The sequence below is a fragment of the Pseudoalteromonas sp. KG3 genome (assembly GCF_030436385.1).
GTDB classification, from domain to species: domain Bacteria; phylum Pseudomonadota; class Gammaproteobacteria; order Enterobacterales; family Alteromonadaceae; genus Pseudoalteromonas; species Pseudoalteromonas prydzensis.
The window spans coordinates 702088-718823 of record NZ_CP098523.1 but is presented as its reverse complement, the minus strand read 5'-3'; the positions used below and the strand labels follow the sequence as shown (position 1 = coordinate 718823).

Here is a 16736-nt window from a genome sequence, read left to right as displayed (position 1 = left end):
ATGACCACAGAACTACTGCAACCATTTAAACTGAATAACAGCATAGCATTACAAAACCGCATACTGATGGCGCCATTAACGCGTTGTATGGCAGACGATAACTTAGTACCAACGCAAGCCATGGTTGACTATTATGCGCGCCGTGCAGATGCGGGCTTAATTATCAGCGAAGCCACGATTATTCGCCCTGATGCACAAGGTTACCCGAATACACCAGGTTTATTTACCAGCGAGCAAATTCAAGGCTGGAGAAAAGTAACCGACGCAGTACACGCTAACGGCGGTAAAATATTTGCTCAACTATGGCATGTAGGCCGTGTGGCACATCCACACTTTTTTGACGGCGAAGTCTTAGCACCATCAGCCATTGGTGTACAAGGCTCAGTACCACGGATGCGTGAGTTAACTTACCAAACACCAAAAGCGGCCACCCTTGAAGATATTAAAGGTTTAGTTGCTGATTACGCAAAAGCGGCTGAAAATGCAGTAGAAGCAGGGTTTGACGGTGTTGAAATCCACGGTGCCAATGGTTATTTGATTGATCAGTTTTTACATTTCGCAGCCAATGAGCGCACTGATCAATACGGGCAAACACCTGAAAATATGGCACGCTTTGCGTTAGAAGTAGTTGATGGTGTTATTGCCGCAATTGGTGCAGATAAAACAGCACTGCGTTTATCGCCTGGTGCTTATTTTAATATGAGTGAAGATGAACGTGATCAAGGTGTATTTGATTACTTACTTGCTCAGCTAAACACGCGCAAACTGGCTTACTTACACGGTGGTATTTTTGATGACAGCATGCGCTTTGCAAGCCTTGGCAATAAAACTACCTCTGAATACTTACGCGAGCACTTTAGTGGCACGCTAGTTGGCGTGGGTGGTTATGACTATGAGAGTGCCACCACGGCGATAAATGACAATAAATTTGACTTAATTGCCATTGGTCGGCCATTTATTGCAAATCCTGATTATGTGAGCAAAATTGCCAACAATGAACAGCTTGTTGCATACGATGAAAGTATGTTAGCTGAACTTATTTAAGCTAAGTTAGTAAAAGTTATATACCACCGTTATCGGTGGTATTTTTTTGCACATGACAACGTTATATCGGCCATGTTAAAGCGTTGTTTTAAATTATTAACAATTGCAGGGTAAATAAATTATACTCGGTTACATAAATTAATTTTGAGAAGTACTGTGTTGGTTCTAAAGCAACTCAATATACTGTTTTCTGTTTTTGCTCAATCGCGCTATATAATTTCATTACGCGAAGCATTTATTGCATTGATCCCTTATTTTGTAAGTTCAGCACTGGCCATTCTAGTATTAAACCTTGCCGTTAATTTTGCCATTTTATCCCCCAGCGATTTCCTGTACAGCGTTATTGAGCACAGCTCAAATATCATCTTTACATTACTGCCATTGATGGTTGCACTGTCGGTAGGTTTTCACTTATCTAAGAACCTTGGTAACAGCGCAGTAGTTGGCAGTATGTTAGCGTTAGTGAGCTTTTGTGCGCACAGTGACTTTTTAACATTTACAAATGGTGAATTGGCAGTCAACGGTGAAGGTGCATCGGCTTACGCTGTATTAGTACCAACTTTAACCAGTTATTTGCTTATGCTGGGTTATAAACTGGTGCCTAAGCACTGGCTCGAATTACCATTGATCAGCTGTTTTTACAACAAGATATAGTGCCGGGTTTACTGGCAAAAACCTTTTACGATACTTTTGTGTTAATTGGTGGAACTGGGTGTTTTATTGGCTTAATCGTAGCGGCATTCATGTTGCCAAATGGTAGCCATGAAAAAAGTATCGCAAAAATATCAATCCCGTTTTCGTTATTTAACTTTTGCGAAATTATCTTATTTGCATTGCCGGTATTTCTAAATCCTATGTTATTAGTGCCTTTTATTTTAGTGCCGTGCTTTAACTTTTTGATCAGTTATTTTTTACTCTCCAGTGGCGTAATAGATTACCAAGAAGTGACCATTAGTTGGATGACGCCCACCATCATCAATGGTGCTATGGTTGGCACAGATGCAATCGCGCCTTTATACCAAGTGTTTTTGATTATTTGTAATGCCTGTATTTATTATCCATTTTTACGCTTAAGCAGTGAAAAAAATAATTACCAAATGGCGTTCAATAAACTCAGTAGCCAATTAAATGTCAGTGAGCGGTTTGTCGCGGACTCTGAGCAGCGTTTTATCAAGCAACAACAAGCGCAGAACCTTTCCAGCGCACAACTGACCACTGTGCTAAATACTATTTCAAACGCAAGGCTTGCCTTGTATTACCAGCCACAAATCGATTTAAACTCTGGGCATGTAATTGGTTTTGAAGCATTACTACGCTTACACAATAACGATGGCAGTGTCTCGGGGCCTTATTTTTTAGATACCCTGATCATACACAAGCAAACCGATATCATCGATGACTGGGTAATTAAGCAAGCAGCCCGTGATTTAACTCAGTGGCGCAAGGTGGGTTTTAAGCCCAACATCAGTATCAATGTTAATCCTGATGTACTGACCAACACCGCTATGGTTGAGAAAATTTGCCAGCTGTTTGTTGAATTTGCTGATCAAGTGAAAATCGAAATTGTCGAATCAAGCTATCTAGAGCAACAAATCATCGTGACGCAGAATATAAATAAGCTGCGCGAGCATAATATCGAAACCGTGCTGGATGATTTTGGCACAGGCTACTCAAGTTTATCTATGCTGACTCATTTTCCGGTCAAGCATGTTAAATTAGACCGCCAGTTTTTATTGCAATGTCAGCAAGATGCAGGGCGAATTCTTTATCAACAAGTTACCGAGTTATTTGCCAAGCTTGGCTTTGCTGTTGTAGCCGAAGGCATAGAAACACCTGAGGAAGAGCAGTGGGTGAGGAGTTTAGGGATCACGACAGCACAAGGCTGGTTGTACGCTCCCGCAATGCTACGTAATGAAGTGATAAGCTTTACCCAAACCCGCAATAATGCTAACGAAGTCTAAGAGTTGCCATAAAAGTTCTATATTTGTTTAATCATTGTGTCAAGAATACGTACCTGTTTTGTCACAAATTCCCGCCATACTGTGCCCGCATCCAAAATAACAATTGCAAATGGGACAATAATGCGTACTTTGACAAAACAATCGACTCTGAGCCTTGCTATCGCTTTGGCTTTTTCAACTAACAGCTTTGCCAATAATAATGAAATAGAAGAAGTCACTGTAGTGGCTAAACCAACCAGTTACGCCAATAGTATGATTGAACAATCAATGATTGAGCAACAAAGCTCAGTATCAAGTGTATTGGCGGTGATTGATAACTTGCCTGGTATCAGTATTAACGAAGGTGATGCATTTGGTGGTGATGATTGGTCAACCACGATCACCATGCGTGGCTTTAGCATTGACGGCAACCAACAGCAATTAGGTATGACTGTTGATGGCATTCCAAATGGTGGCTCTAATTATGGTGGCGGGGCAAAAGCGAACCGTTATTTAGACAGCGAAAATTTAGCCACGGTAGAAGTAGGCCAAGGTACCTCAGATATCGCCTCTGCCTCACTTGAGGCTTTAGGTGGTACGTTTAACTTTGTCAGTAAAGATCCAAGCCTTGAAAAAAGCACCACCTTTGCTTATACCAATGGCGATCATAATGCCTCACGTTATTACTTTAAACATGAAACAGGCAGCATTTTTGACAACACCCAAGCCTATGTGAGTTACTCGCAAACTGATACAAGCCGTTGGATAGGCGATGGCAGCAATGGTGGTAAAGATAACCAACATGCTGAGCTTAAATTTGTATCAAACTTTGACGCGTTAACCCTGACAGGGCGCTTGTCGTATGACGATGTTAGCGAAACAAACTACAACAGCGTAAGCCTTGAACAATTTGCACAAACGCCAGATTGGGATCAACTAACGTGGAATTGGACAGGCACTCCTCACTTTGACCAAATGTTTGCAGAAGGTTGGAGCACATTGCGCGAAAATACGTTAGGTTATTTAAAGTTTGAATACGCTATTTCACCGTCGTCATTACTTACAGTCAGCCCGTATTATCATAAAAACTCAGGCCGAGGGGACTGGATCCCACCGTATTTAACCTCACCCGTTGATGAAAATGGCAACCCAACCACAGAAGGTGGCAGTAATGCCGGCTCGTATGGCTTTGTAGATAGTGATGGTAAGCCACTGGCGCCAAACGAAGGTTGCACGCAAAGTTTAAGTTGGCCGTGGGAATCGGGCCCTGGCTTAAACCCAGCATGTTATTCAGCAGATGCCACACCTGTGATGTCGTATCGTCATACTCATTATGATAAAAACCGTTTAGGTTTAACCGCTAATTACCAATTAACGCTTGGTATGCACGATATTGAAGCGGGTATTTGGTATGAGCAATCAGAGCGCGATGAATCGCGTGATTGGCATAAAGTAATTGATGCTCGTGTTTATCATCACTTTGACAGCACTCCATACTGGACTCAGTATAAAAACACCTTTGATACCGACACCTTCAAATGGTACTTGCAAGACTCAATGGCGCTGGGCGATTTCACCTTAAACATGGGTGCTAAGCAATATTTGGTAGAGTTACAAAAGTATGACCATTTTAATGATATCAGCTCAGATAAAGTAGACAGTGACTCAGATGTACTGTTTAGCGCAGGTGTGCTTTATCAGCTTAATAGCAGCACCGAGTTATTCGCCAGTTACAGCGAAAATTTTGCAGCAATTAAAGATGGCGTACTTGAGCGCGACAGCTCAACGCTTACCGATATTGAGCCAGAAACCGCTGAAAATATTGACTTTGGTGTACGTTATAACGCTGACCGTTTAAGCCTTACGGCAACCGCTTACTCAATTGAGTTTGAAAACCGTATTACCTTTATTGCCCCAGGTAGTGATACCAGCGGTATTGATTACACCATAGGCACTAATGGTTCGTACATTAATGTGGGTGGTATTGAATCACAAGGTTTTGAATTATCAGCAAGCTATATGCTAACCAATGAGTGGAATATCTACACTTCGTACACTAACAATAGCTCTGAATACGCCTCTGACGACCCAAGTTCATATGCAAACGGTGAGATAATTGATGGTGCAGGGCCAAGCTTTAGAGCGGGCGATGATGTAATCGATGCACCAAGTGATATGTTTGTGCTCTCTACTGATTACTACAGCGGTGATTTCCGTTTTGGTATTTCAGCTAAATACACAGGTGAGCGTTTAGGTGCATGGACGGATGAACAAACCCGCACTCGCAATGAGGTTGATGGTTATACCGTGATTGATTTTAACGCAGGCTACTACGCTGAAGTAAATGCAGGGGCATTTAAATCAATCGACATTGCCTTTGCAGTGACTAACCTAACAGATAAACAATACCTTGCTGGTGGCACAGGTAATGGCTCTACTTACTTTATTGGTGCACCGCGCACAGCAGCACTGACATTTACTGCTAATTTCTAAGCTATAGTGTAAACACAAAGCCCATCATTGATGGGCTTTTTGCTATTTTTATAGGTGAAAAATGAAAAAATTAATCAAACTAAATTTACTAGGCATAGTGCTGTTAACCAGCCAATTGGCAGTTGCTACGCAAAATGTAGTGTTAGTCACGCTTGATGGCGTGCGCTGGCAAGAGGTGTTTAACGGCGCGGATGCTAATTTGCTCAGCAACCCTGATTTTGTTAAACACAGCGAACAACTTAAGGCTGAATTTTGGCATGAAGACAGTAAACAACGTCAACAATTGTTAATGCCTTTTATAACGCAAACGGTGGCTAAACAAGGTGCGATTATTGGCGACAGAAGTAATGGCTCTAATATGTCGGTGAGTAATCCGTGGTATTTCTCATACCCAGGCTACAACGAAATTTTAACGGGGTTTGTTGATGAGGGCATTAACAGTAATGATAAAATCTTAAACCCAAATCAAACCATGCTTGAACTGCTTGAGCAACAACCTGAATATAAGCACAAAACGGCATTATTTGGCAGTTGGGATGTATTCCCGTTTATTGTTAATGATAAGCGCAGTGGCGTGTATGTCAATGCCGGCTTTATGCCAATTGCCGAAGGTTTATCAAAAGATGCGGCGCTGTTAAATGCGCTGCAAAATGAGATCCCAAGCCCTTGGCACAATGTCCGTTTTGATAGTTTTACTTATCGGTTTGCTAAAGCGTATATGTTGGCTAATAAGCCTAAATTATTGGTGATAAGCTTAGGTGAAACCGATGATTTTGCCCATGATGGCGCTTACGATCATTATTTAAAGTCAGCTAAGCAAAGTGATGCATTTATTCAAGACTTATGGCAAACCATTCAAACAACGCCGGGCTATAAAAACAACACCACCTTGATCATCACCACAGATCATGGCCGTGGCAGTCACGCTAATGATTGGCAACATCATAGCTCAAAACAAGCGTTAGCAAACTCAGAGCAAGGGCGTAAAGCGTTTCCTGAAGGCATAATTGGCTCTGAACATATTTGGTTTGCAGCAATGGGTCCTGCTATTAAAGCCACCGGTTTAGTTACAACCAAAACCGAGCTTAAACAAGCGCAAGTTGCTGCTACAGTATTAACTGCGCTGGGCGAAAGCCCACAACAGATAAATCCTAACATGGCACCGGCGATCGCTGAGGTATTAAAATGAAGTCTGCAAGCACTATGATCACAACAACGCTGCTGGCAAGCATGTTAATGAGTTTTACAGCGTTTAGTTCATCAGAGCAAATAACTGCGCCACAAAAAATTCTGTTTGGATCCTGCGGTCATCAAGATAAAGCGATTCCCATTTTTGATGCGATCAATAAAGAAAATGCCGATTTGTTTATCTTTTTAGGGGATAACATTTATGGTGACACTAACGATATGCAAGTCTTGGCTGATAAGTATCAAAAGCTAGGGGCAAAACCGGGCTTTAAAACACTCAGAGCGCAAACGCCGATAATCGCCATGTGGGATGATCACGATTTTGGCCAAAACGATGCGGGCAAAGAATACTCACATAAACAGCAATCTCGGCAAATTATGCTCGATTTCTTCCAAGAACCAAAAGCATCTATTAGGCGTACTCGTGCTGATGGTATTTATACTTCGTACAGGTATGGAGAAGGCGAGCAAACAGTGCAGGTGATCATGCCTGATCTACGTTGGAATCGTGATGCGCTTAATCCTGTTAGCGAAGCCGAATATCACACCAAACGTAAAGCAAACAATCAAGGCCCATACAGCCCAACTGAGCTAAAAGGCGCGTCTATGCTGGGTGAGGCGCAGTGGCAATGGCTTGAGCAAGAACTGAAAAAGCCAGCAGCAATAAAGCTGATTAGCTCAAGTTTGCAGTTGTTGCCTGATTTTACAGGCTGGGAATCATGGGCTAATTTTCCTGAGGACCGCGCGCGTTTATTCACACTTATTAAAAAACACCGCGTAAATGGGGTGATTATTATCAGTGGTGATACACACTGGGGAGAAATTTCAAAATACAGTGCCAACCTCGATTACCCATTAACTGAAATGACCAGCTCAGGGTTGACTGAAAAATGGAAAGACGTCAGCCCCAATAAGCACCGCGTTGGGCAATTTACCCATGAAGTAAACTACGGTGATTTAAGCATTGATTGGCAACAAGAAGATCCAGCTATTTCATTACAGCTTAAAGGCATTGATGGCAAAACTATTATGCAAAGCCAATTTAGTTTGTCGAGTATTAGCCCGTATAAATAACAATGCTAGGCTCACAGCATTATGGATTGCAGCTGTGAGTTTACTGCGTTTAAATATCAAGCTAAGCATCTGATTTATTAAAGCCAATTAACGACTTTGGCTACCCCTGTAATTGAAAATATCTTACACTGGTTTTATCTCAAGCAACAACAGTGTCGCCATGCTCAATATTATTCAATCAAACCGGATGGAAGCCCTGCAAGCGCAGTTTCATCAACTGTTAAAGTTAAATCCCTTACCCAGTGTGTTTGACAAAGAAGTGGTGCTGGTGCAATCACCAGGGATGTCGCAGTGGCTTAAAATTGGTTTGAGTGAGCAGCTCGGTATTGCTGCGCAGGTTGAGTTCCCATTACCATCGAGCTTTATTTGGCAGCTTTATCAGCAGTTATTGCCTAATGTACCCAAAGAATCGGCGTTTAATAAACCTAATCTTGCTTGGAAACTGTTTGCCATATTACCAAGTTGCATTGATGAACCGCTGTACTTACCGCTAAAAACCTATTTAGCGGGCGACAGCGACGGGCAAAAAACCTTTGCCTTGTGCGAAAAAATTGCCGACGTGTACGACCAATATTTAATGTATCGGCCGCATTGGATCGCAACCTGGGACAGCGGCGTTGATAAACTAGACGATGTAGACATAAGCATAGCGCCATGGCAGCCTGATCTGTGGCGACGCATTGTTGAGCACAGTAAAGAACTTGGCCAAAGCCAATTTCATCGCGCCAATATGCAAGATAAACTGCTCAGCGCGCTTGAATTGATGGATGCTAGTTTATTACCTAAACGCATTAATTTATTTGGTATATCTGCGATTGCCAGCTCACAACTTGAGGTGTTTACAGCTTTAAGTCAAAAAACAGAAGTTAACTTATTCTTTTTTAACCCCAGTGCGCACTATTGGGGTGATGTTGTTGATGAAAAAACCGCCGCAAAAATTACCGCTAAATATGCCATCAAACCTTTGCTAGACGCGCAATCCAAACCCGAGCAAGATTACTATTTTATTGGTAATCCGCTGCTATCGTCGTGGGGAAAACTTGGCCGCGATTATTTTGAGCAACTAGTTCAGTTAGACGCCAATTGGCTCGATGGTTTTATTGATGTATTTGATGACAGTTTACTTGGCCAAATTCAAAGCGAGATTTATCAGCTGGCGTTTAAAGGCGAATCACTAAGCGAAGACAAAGCATGGTTTATCAATGAGCAAGGCAAATTACCAATAAGCTGTGACGACACCAGCATTACCCTCAGCGACTGCCATACACCGCTTCGAGAAGTAGAGCGTTTACACGACTATTTACTCAATCTGTTTAACCAGAATAAACACCTAACACCGAAAGACATCATCGTCATGATGCCCGATGTAGGCACCTACAGCCCTTATATTGAAGCGGTGTTTGGTGGTGCGCAACACGAGCGCTTTATCCCTTATGCGTTGGCGGATTTAGCCATTGAGCAAGAAAAGCCGGTGCTGAGTTCGTTTGCAAGCCTAGCTAATTTGCCGTTTTCGCGCTTTGGGGTGTCAGACATTCTCGACTTATTACAAGTGAGCCAAATAGCCGAAAAGTTCAGTGTTGAAGCCCATGAGTACGAGCAAATTCAGTATTGGCTGGAACGCGTTGGCGTTAAATGGGGCATCAATGCTGAGCATAAACACAGCTTTGATTTGCCCGCCATTGAGTTAAATACCTGGCAACATGGTTTAAACCGATTATTGCTGGGGATTGCGCAGCGCGACGAGCAATGTCCTTACAAGGGTATTTACAGCGCCGATGAAGTGGAAGGTATGGCGCTTGATACGCTCAATAAATTAGTACATTTTATTGATGTATTACAATCCTTTAAAGAGCAACTAAGCCCAGATGATACGCTGATCAACAAAGCCGCTATTTTGGCAAATCTATTAACCGAAATTTATGAAAGCGACAGCGACGATAGTTGGGATTTATTAGTACTGCAAAACGTGCTCGACGAGCTGAAAAAGCACCACGACAATGGCGATTACAGCCAAGCAGTGTCGCAGCGTATTGTGAGTTATTTAATCAAACAAGGTATTCAAGAAAAAGGCGTAGGGCAACGCTTTTTAGTCGGCCAAGTGAATTTTTGTACATTAATGCCAATGCGAGCGGTGCCATTTAAAGTGGTGTGTATGCTTGGCCTTAATGATGCCGATTACCCACGCACCGTGCAGCCGATTGGTTTTGATTTAGTGCCGTATTCTAAAAAGCAAAAAGGTGACCGATCACGTAAATTGGATGATCGCTATTTGTTTTTAGAGGCACTGCTCAGTGCCCGCGATAATTTGTATATGAGCTACATTGGTCGCTCGTGTTTTGATAACCAACCGCGCATGCCATCAACCTTGGTTAGCGAGTTATTAGAATACATTGGTCGCAGCTTTGTATACGCTGAACAAGTCGATAAAAAATTACCAGAGAGCTTAATTACCCAGCAGCATTTACAGCCCTTTAATAGCCAGTATTATCAACCAAGTTTAAACCACACGCTGCAAAGTGATCACAGCTATAACCCAATTTGGCTACCTACTGCGCCAATAATGCCAGAGCCTGCAACAGCCCTTAATGTTAGTGCGCCTGAGCAGCTTGATCTTGATGTGTTTATTCGCAGTGTCTGCCATGCTCAAGAAAGCTTTTATCAACAAAGTTTAGGTTTGCGCTTACCGCAATTTAATGAAGTAGCCAAAGACGAAGAGCCATTTAGTTTAGATGCACTAAAACGTTACTTTTACCTCGATGAGATCCTACAAGCGAATATTAACGAGCAACCGCTCAGCACTGCACAAATACTGCAGCGCGGAGATTTACCGCAAGCTAATGTGGGCGACATTATTTACGACAGTATGCAGCACCGCGTTGATGCACTCGCGGGGCAAGTGAAAGAGCAAATAAAGGGCGGCAAAAGTGAGCCGATTGAGGTTAAGTTAATTCTTGAAAGCACCCAAGTAGAAGGCTGGTTAAACCAAGTGTATTTGCAAAAGCAGGTGTTTTACCGCAGTGCCAGCATTAAAGCCAAAGATCTGATCAAAGGCTTTATTTATCATTTAGCAGCACAAAGCATGCAACAAAACGTTGAAACTTTACTGCTGGGCCTTGATAAACAAATTAGTTTTGCGCCACTTAGCAAAGCAGCTGCCGATGCGCTGTTAGCCGATTGGTTTGCTTTGTATAAAGCGTTACAGCAAGCTCCGGTGGCGTTTTTTCCGGTTAGTGGTTATGAATACATTAAAAGCGGCGGTGATATAAACAAAGCGATGAGTAAATTTAGCCCGCAATACATTGGCCGTGGCGAGGGGGAAGACCCTTATATTCGCTTAACCGTGCAGTCGTTAGCCGATTGCCAAGAAGAATTTATAAACTGGAGCGAGCAACTGCTGGCGCCATTATTTGCTCACGCCAAGGAGAGTGACTATGCAAGCGCTTAACCCACTCACTATGCCGCTAACAGGGCAAAGCCTGATTGAAGCCAGTGCCGGTACCGGTAAAACCTATACCATAACGGGTTTATATTTACGCTATTTACTTGGTATGCAAAACGCTGATGAACCCACTGCAGCCGTTAATGTGCCGCTCAGTGTTGAGCAAATATTGGTGGTGACGTTTACCGATGCCGCCACCCAAGAAATTAAAGACAGGGTGCGCAGCCGTATTATTGCCGCCCGCGATGCCTTGCTTGGTCAAGACCCTGATGATGAGCTGATAAGCGGCGTAATTGCTGCAATTGACGATAAACACCGTGCCTTTGACTTACTCGATGCGGCGGCTAAATCAATGGACGAAGCGGCAATTTTTACCATACATGGTTTTTGCCAACGGATGCTTAAACAGCATGCGTTTGAATCTGGCGTGGCGTTTAATTTAGAGTTTATTCTCGATGAGCGCGATATTCTGCTTGAGACCATTAAAGATTTTTGGCGTGCCTTTGTATACCCGCTAGATAAAGAAAAAACCGATGCCATATTAAAAGTGTTCGCTGCGCCAGAGCAGTTGTTCTCACAGGTGTCGAGTATTTTAAATAAAGGCAATGCGCAGATCACACCACAAATAAAGTTAGACGATGTGTGGCAAGCCCGCGAGCAATATTTAGCAAAAGTACCTAGCTTTAAAAAAGCCTGTTTAGAGAGCGAGTTTATCGCTGCAATTAAAAGTTCAGGGCTGAGTGGTTCAAAAACACCGGCGCGTAAAGGCAGCTTACAAGCGCTGGAAGAATTTTGTTTAGGCGACGAGGTATTTTTTGAGTTTGGCACCAGCAAATATTCGTTTGCGGTGTGGGGCAGTGATAGCTTAAGCGATGCCAGTAATTATAAAAAAAATCAGCCGTTATTTACTCATCCGTTGGTCGCAGAATTTGATGAGCTCGCAAGACTCTTATCTATAGTAAATCAAGGCTTAGCCATTGCCATTGTGCAACATGCTGCAAGCTGGGTCAAAACCGCGATTGTTAAGCGCAAGCATGAGCAAAGCGTGATCACCCCAGATGATTTACTCAGTAACTTACACAGTGCACTGGGTAGCGAGCAAGGCGATACATTGGCGCAAAAAATAGCGCTGTTGTTTCCGGTGGCGATGATTGATGAGTTTCAAGATACCGATCCCATTCAGTACGGCATTTTTAGTAAAATTTATGGCCAAGAAAATACCACCCTCGCCATGATTGGCGACCCAAAACAGGCTATTTATGGCTTTAGGGGCGCGGATATTTTTACTTACATTGGTGCAAAGCAGGCGGTCGTAAACGAGCAGCAATTTACCTTAGGCACTAACTTTCGCTCCAGTAGCGATGTAGTACAAAGCGTAAACCAGCTATTTGGTAAACACGCTAATAGCTTTATTTATAATGACGCCATTCCATTTAACCCAGTCGCAGCACAAGGTAAAAAAGCCGATAAGTCATTTTTACTCGATGGCAAGCCTGCCACTGCATTTGAATTTTGCGTGTTCGAAGACAGCACCGCAGATGAAAAAAACAAACCAACCAGCAAAGGCTTTGGTCAGCAACAATTAGCACAGTATTTTGCCAATAAAATAGTCACCTTGCTGGAGCAAGCTGCCCAAGGGCGAGCTTGTATTGGTACAACACCTATTACAGCTGCCGATATTTGTATTTTGGTGCGCGATCGTGTTGAAGCACAAATCATGAAAAAAGCCCTTAGCGAGGCGCATATTGCCAGCGTCTATTTGTCGCGTGATAGCGTGTTTAATCAAGAGTTAAGCCACCATTTACTGAATTTTTTAACTGCCTTACACGGTCAGTATGATGAATCGCTACTGCGCGGGGTATTAGCAGGGCCGTTATTTTGCCTCAGTTATAACGCCATTTATGCCTTGCATGAAGACGAAACCCAGTGGCAACAGTATTTAAACTTTTTTGCCACTCTGAGCGAAATTTGGCACAAACAAGGTGCCATGGCGATGATGGAACATCTCCTTAGCCATAATCAGCTTAGTGCTAAATGGCAGGGCTTAGGCTATAACGTTGAACGTTGGTTAACTGACTTTAGGCATTTGGCTGAAATACTGCAGCAAAAGCAAATTGAGCTGGAAGGCACGCTGCGTTTACTGCGTTGGTTTGCGCAAAAGGTTAGCCAGCAAGACGGCGAAGCGGTGCAAGTGCGCTTAGAAAGTGACGCTAACTTAGTTAAAATAGTCACTATGCACGCGTCAAAAGGGCTTGAATATCCGCTGGTGTTTATGCCGTTTGCCAGTGGCTTTAGGGAAACTAAAGACGCGCTTTATCATCAAGACGGTAAACTGATCTACGATTTAAGTAAAAGTGAAGACGCACTAGAAAAGGCCCAACAAGAACGTTTAGCAGAAGACTTACGGTTATTGTATGTTGCACTTACCCGTGCTGTGCATTTTTGTGCCATTGGTATGTATAACCTTGGCCAAGGACAAAGCAGCCGCTTAGCAATACAAAGTAGCTCGTTAGGGCATGTATTATTTGCAGGCTTAGACATTACCAGCAGCCAAATGTGGCGTGAGCATTTACAAGCGTTTTGTGCTGCAAACCACGCAATGGGCTATCAGCAATTTAACTCAGAGCAACTTGCCGAGCAGGGCGTATTAACATTTACCAGCAGCCAAGCTCCCAGTGAAACACTCACTGTTAATCAGGTTAATGCCCGTATTGAACGTAATTGGCGCGCCACCAGTTTTAGTGCCTTGAGTTTTAAAAAGTACACCGATCATATAGAGCCTGGGCGCAGCGATGAAGATCACGAAAAAGACGAGTTTGCTGCTCAGCAAGATGTAATACTCTCACCATATAGCTTCCCGAAAGGTGCAAAACCAGGCAGTTGTTTACATGAAATTTTTGAGCAACTCGATTTTACCCAGCCTGAAACTCACCCGACTAACGCAGAGCAAAACCTAGCAGCTGTGGTTGAGCGCAGTTTAAAAAAATACCACATTAGCGAGCAGTGGCAAGCAACCACTGAGCAATGGATACTCGATGCGCTACATTGCCCATTGAACGAACAAGGCTTGAGCCTTGCTGTGTTAACCCCGCAGCAATGTTTAGTGGAGATGGAATTTAACTTGCCACTGAGTCACTTATCAGCCAAGCAATTAAATGCGGTATTAATTAAAGAGTTTGCTTTTAATCAAAGCCGGTTAGACTTTTATGATGTCAAAGGCCTGCTTAAAGGCTTTGTTGATTTAATTTTTTGCTATGACGATCAGTATTATATTTTAGATTACAAATCAAACTACTTAGGTAGCCAAGCAAGTGACTACGAGCAAGATGCCCTTGAACAAGCAATGAGTAGCCATCAGTATCATTTACAGTATTTAATTTATACCGTGGCTTTGCATCGGTTATTAAAACAACGACTACCTAATTACCGCATAGAGCAACATTTAGGCGGCGTGTATTACACCTTTTTACGTGGCATGAGCGAGGGTAAAGGCGTGTATTTTAAAAAGCTAACCACAGCACAAGTGCTGATTTTAGATGGCTTGTTTAGTGAAGGAACCATGTTATGAACACCGAACAACAAACTAGCCCTGTAATAGTGCCATTACTGGATTATTTGCTCAGTGAAAATCGTGTGCGCATGGTTGATATAAAACTAGCGGAATTACTTTGTGAACATCAACATGATGATGTTTTTTACCTGATTTTATTGCTCAGTAATGCTCAGCAAAGCCAGCATAGCTGCTTAACGCTGAACGAACTTGATTGGCAAAACCCGTTTAATTTACGCCAAACAGAGTTTAGCCCGCTGGTACTAAGCGTGCCAGATAGTTTAAGCCCATTTAATGATGGCTTTAGCACCGAGCAGGCACTTATTTGCTTACAACATCATGCCAGTGTTGGCCCTGAAAAACCCTTGTTGTTATTTGATAACCGACTGTACTTTGCCCGCCTCGCAGGGTACGAGCATACCCTTGCACAACGTTTATTACAGATGAGCCAACAAACGGTGACGGTTGATAACCACGCACTCGCACAGCTGCTTGAACGCTACTTTCCAACGGAGCAAACAGATAGCACTGATCCGCAAAAAATAGACTGGCAAAAAGTAGCCTGTGCGATGGCCGCTACAAAAGGGTTTAGTGTGATCACTGGTGGCCCAGGCACAGGTAAAACCACCACAGTGACTAAATTATTAGCGATATTGCAGTCACTTTATCAACATGCCCCCTTGAGTATTAAGCTGGTGGCACCGACTGGTAAAGCCGCCGCACGATTAAGTGAATCAATACTTGGCGCAAAAGACAAACTCACTAATATTCCTGAGCACATAAAAACCTTAATACCGCAAAGTGCGCAGACGATTCACCGTTTACTCGGGGTTAAACCCTTTACTAATAAATTTAGGCATTCTACGGCCAACCCGTTGCACCTTGACTTGTTGATCATCGACGAAGCCTCGATGGTGGATTTATCATTGATGGCAAAACTCATTGAAGCATTGCCAGCTCACGCGCGGTTAATTTTATTGGGTGATAAAGACCAACTTGCCTCGGTAGATACCGGCAGTGTAATGAGCGACCTATGCCAAGGCTTAGTGCTTGACCAAACACCAAGCTATTCTGTTGAGCGCTGCGCAGAGCTGAATCAATTGTGTTTTAACGGCGCAGATAAACTGCAAAGTAACCCAAGTGATTTTAAACTCGCTGATTGTATTGCATTTTTACAACACAGTTATCGCTTTGATGCAAAAAGCGGTATTGGCCAATTAGCACAAGCGGTGAATACCAACAACAGTGGCAAGCTCAATTACGTAGAGCAAGAGGTAAACAGCGGCGCATTTAAAGACGTGATCTTTGATTATGATTTAGTCAGCCAACCACTTGATAAACTGGTGCAAAGTGCCGCCAGTAAATACGCCGAGTATCTGCAATTAATTGCCCAGCAAGCAACCAGTGCTGCAGTACATAAAGCCTTTGCCAGCTACCAATTACTAGCCGCCGTGCGCGAAGGTGATTATGGCGTAAATAACTTAAATCACCGTATTGAAAAGCAACTTGCTCAACAAGGCTTAATAACCCTAAATCCAGATCAGCGTCATTACGTGGGCATGCCGATCATGATTGCACAAAATGACTATCAGCTAAAATTATTTAATGGTGATATCGGTATTTTAATGCTCGATGAAAACGGCCAATTAAAAGCAGTATTTATCGACGAGCAGGGCAGTGAACGGGCATTTTCGCCAGCGCGATTGCCCGCCCACGATAAAGTGTATGTCATGACCATTCACAAATCACAAGGCTCTGAATTTACCTACACCGCTATGGTACTGCCACCAGCAAACCAAGCAACCGCAGGCATCAATCGTCAGTTAGTTTACACCGGCATCACCCGCGCCAAAAACACCTTCGAACTTGTCGCCGACAAAAAAGTGTTATTAATGGCCATGAATAAATCAGTAAGCAGAGCATCAGGGTTGTATGAGAGGTTGAAGTAAAGCTTTAAGTTTTAAGCGGTAAGTTGTAAGTTTAGCTCGGTGTTAAATTTATCATCTAG

The 16736-nt window shown here is 43.0% G+C and carries 9 protein-coding genes; all 9 read left to right on the top strand.

From position 1 onward, the window contains the following. The 9 genes from NDQ71_RS03530 (at position 1) to recD (ending at position 16677) form a co-directional block, all read left to right on the top strand. Complete coding sequence (locus tag NDQ71_RS03530; protein WP_192540526.1) at positions 1 to 1044, top strand: alkene reductase; 1044 nt, start codon at positions 1 to 3, stop codon at positions 1042 to 1044. Positions 1045 to 1200: 156 nt separating this feature from the next. Next, on the top strand, positions 1201 to 1698 hold the full coding sequence (locus NDQ71_RS03525) for a hypothetical protein (protein ID WP_301562263.1): 498 nt from the start codon (positions 1201 to 1203) through the stop codon (positions 1696 to 1698). Next, positions 1698 to 3005, top strand: a complete 1308-nt coding sequence (locus tag NDQ71_RS03520; RefSeq protein ID WP_301562262.1) for an EAL domain-containing protein — start codon at positions 1698 to 1700, stop codon at positions 3003 to 3005. Before NDQ71_RS03525 ends, NDQ71_RS03520 begins: the two co-directional genes overlap by 1 nt. Before the next feature lie 120 nt (positions 3006 to 3125). Beyond that, a complete protein-coding gene (locus NDQ71_RS03515) occupies positions 3126 to 5477 on the top strand; it encodes a TonB-dependent receptor (protein ID WP_301562261.1) in 2352 nt (783 codons plus the stop codon). Between the two features lie 61 nt (positions 5478 to 5538). Continuing rightward, complete coding sequence (locus tag NDQ71_RS03510; RefSeq protein WP_301562260.1) at positions 5539 to 6666, top strand: alkaline phosphatase family protein; 1128 nt, start codon at positions 5539 to 5541, stop codon at positions 6664 to 6666. Between the two features lie 41 nt (positions 6667 to 6707). Continuing rightward, positions 6708 to 7739 carry an alkaline phosphatase D family protein gene (locus NDQ71_RS03505; protein ID WP_301562648.1) on the top strand — a complete coding sequence of 344 codons (1032 nt, stop codon included), beginning with the start codon at positions 6708 to 6710 and terminating at the stop codon, positions 7737 to 7739. Positions 7740 to 7899: 160 nt separating this feature from the next. Further along, on the top strand, positions 7900 to 11184 hold the full coding sequence (gene recC / locus NDQ71_RS03500; RefSeq protein ID WP_192540582.1) for an exodeoxyribonuclease V subunit gamma: 3285 nt from the start codon (positions 7900 to 7902) through the stop codon (positions 11182 to 11184). Continuing rightward, complete coding sequence (recB, locus tag NDQ71_RS03495) at positions 11171 to 14746, top strand: exodeoxyribonuclease V subunit beta (RefSeq protein WP_301562259.1); 3576 nt, start codon at positions 11171 to 11173, stop codon at positions 14744 to 14746. The genes recC and recB overlap by 14 nt, the downstream gene beginning before the upstream one ends. Continuing rightward, positions 14743 to 16677 (top strand): exodeoxyribonuclease V subunit alpha, encoded by a 1935-nt coding sequence (gene recD / locus NDQ71_RS03490; protein ID WP_192540531.1) that lies wholly within the window; start codon positions 14743 to 14745, stop codon positions 16675 to 16677. Before recB ends, recD begins: the two co-directional genes overlap by 4 nt. Positions 16678 to 16736 lie beyond the last annotated feature (59 nt).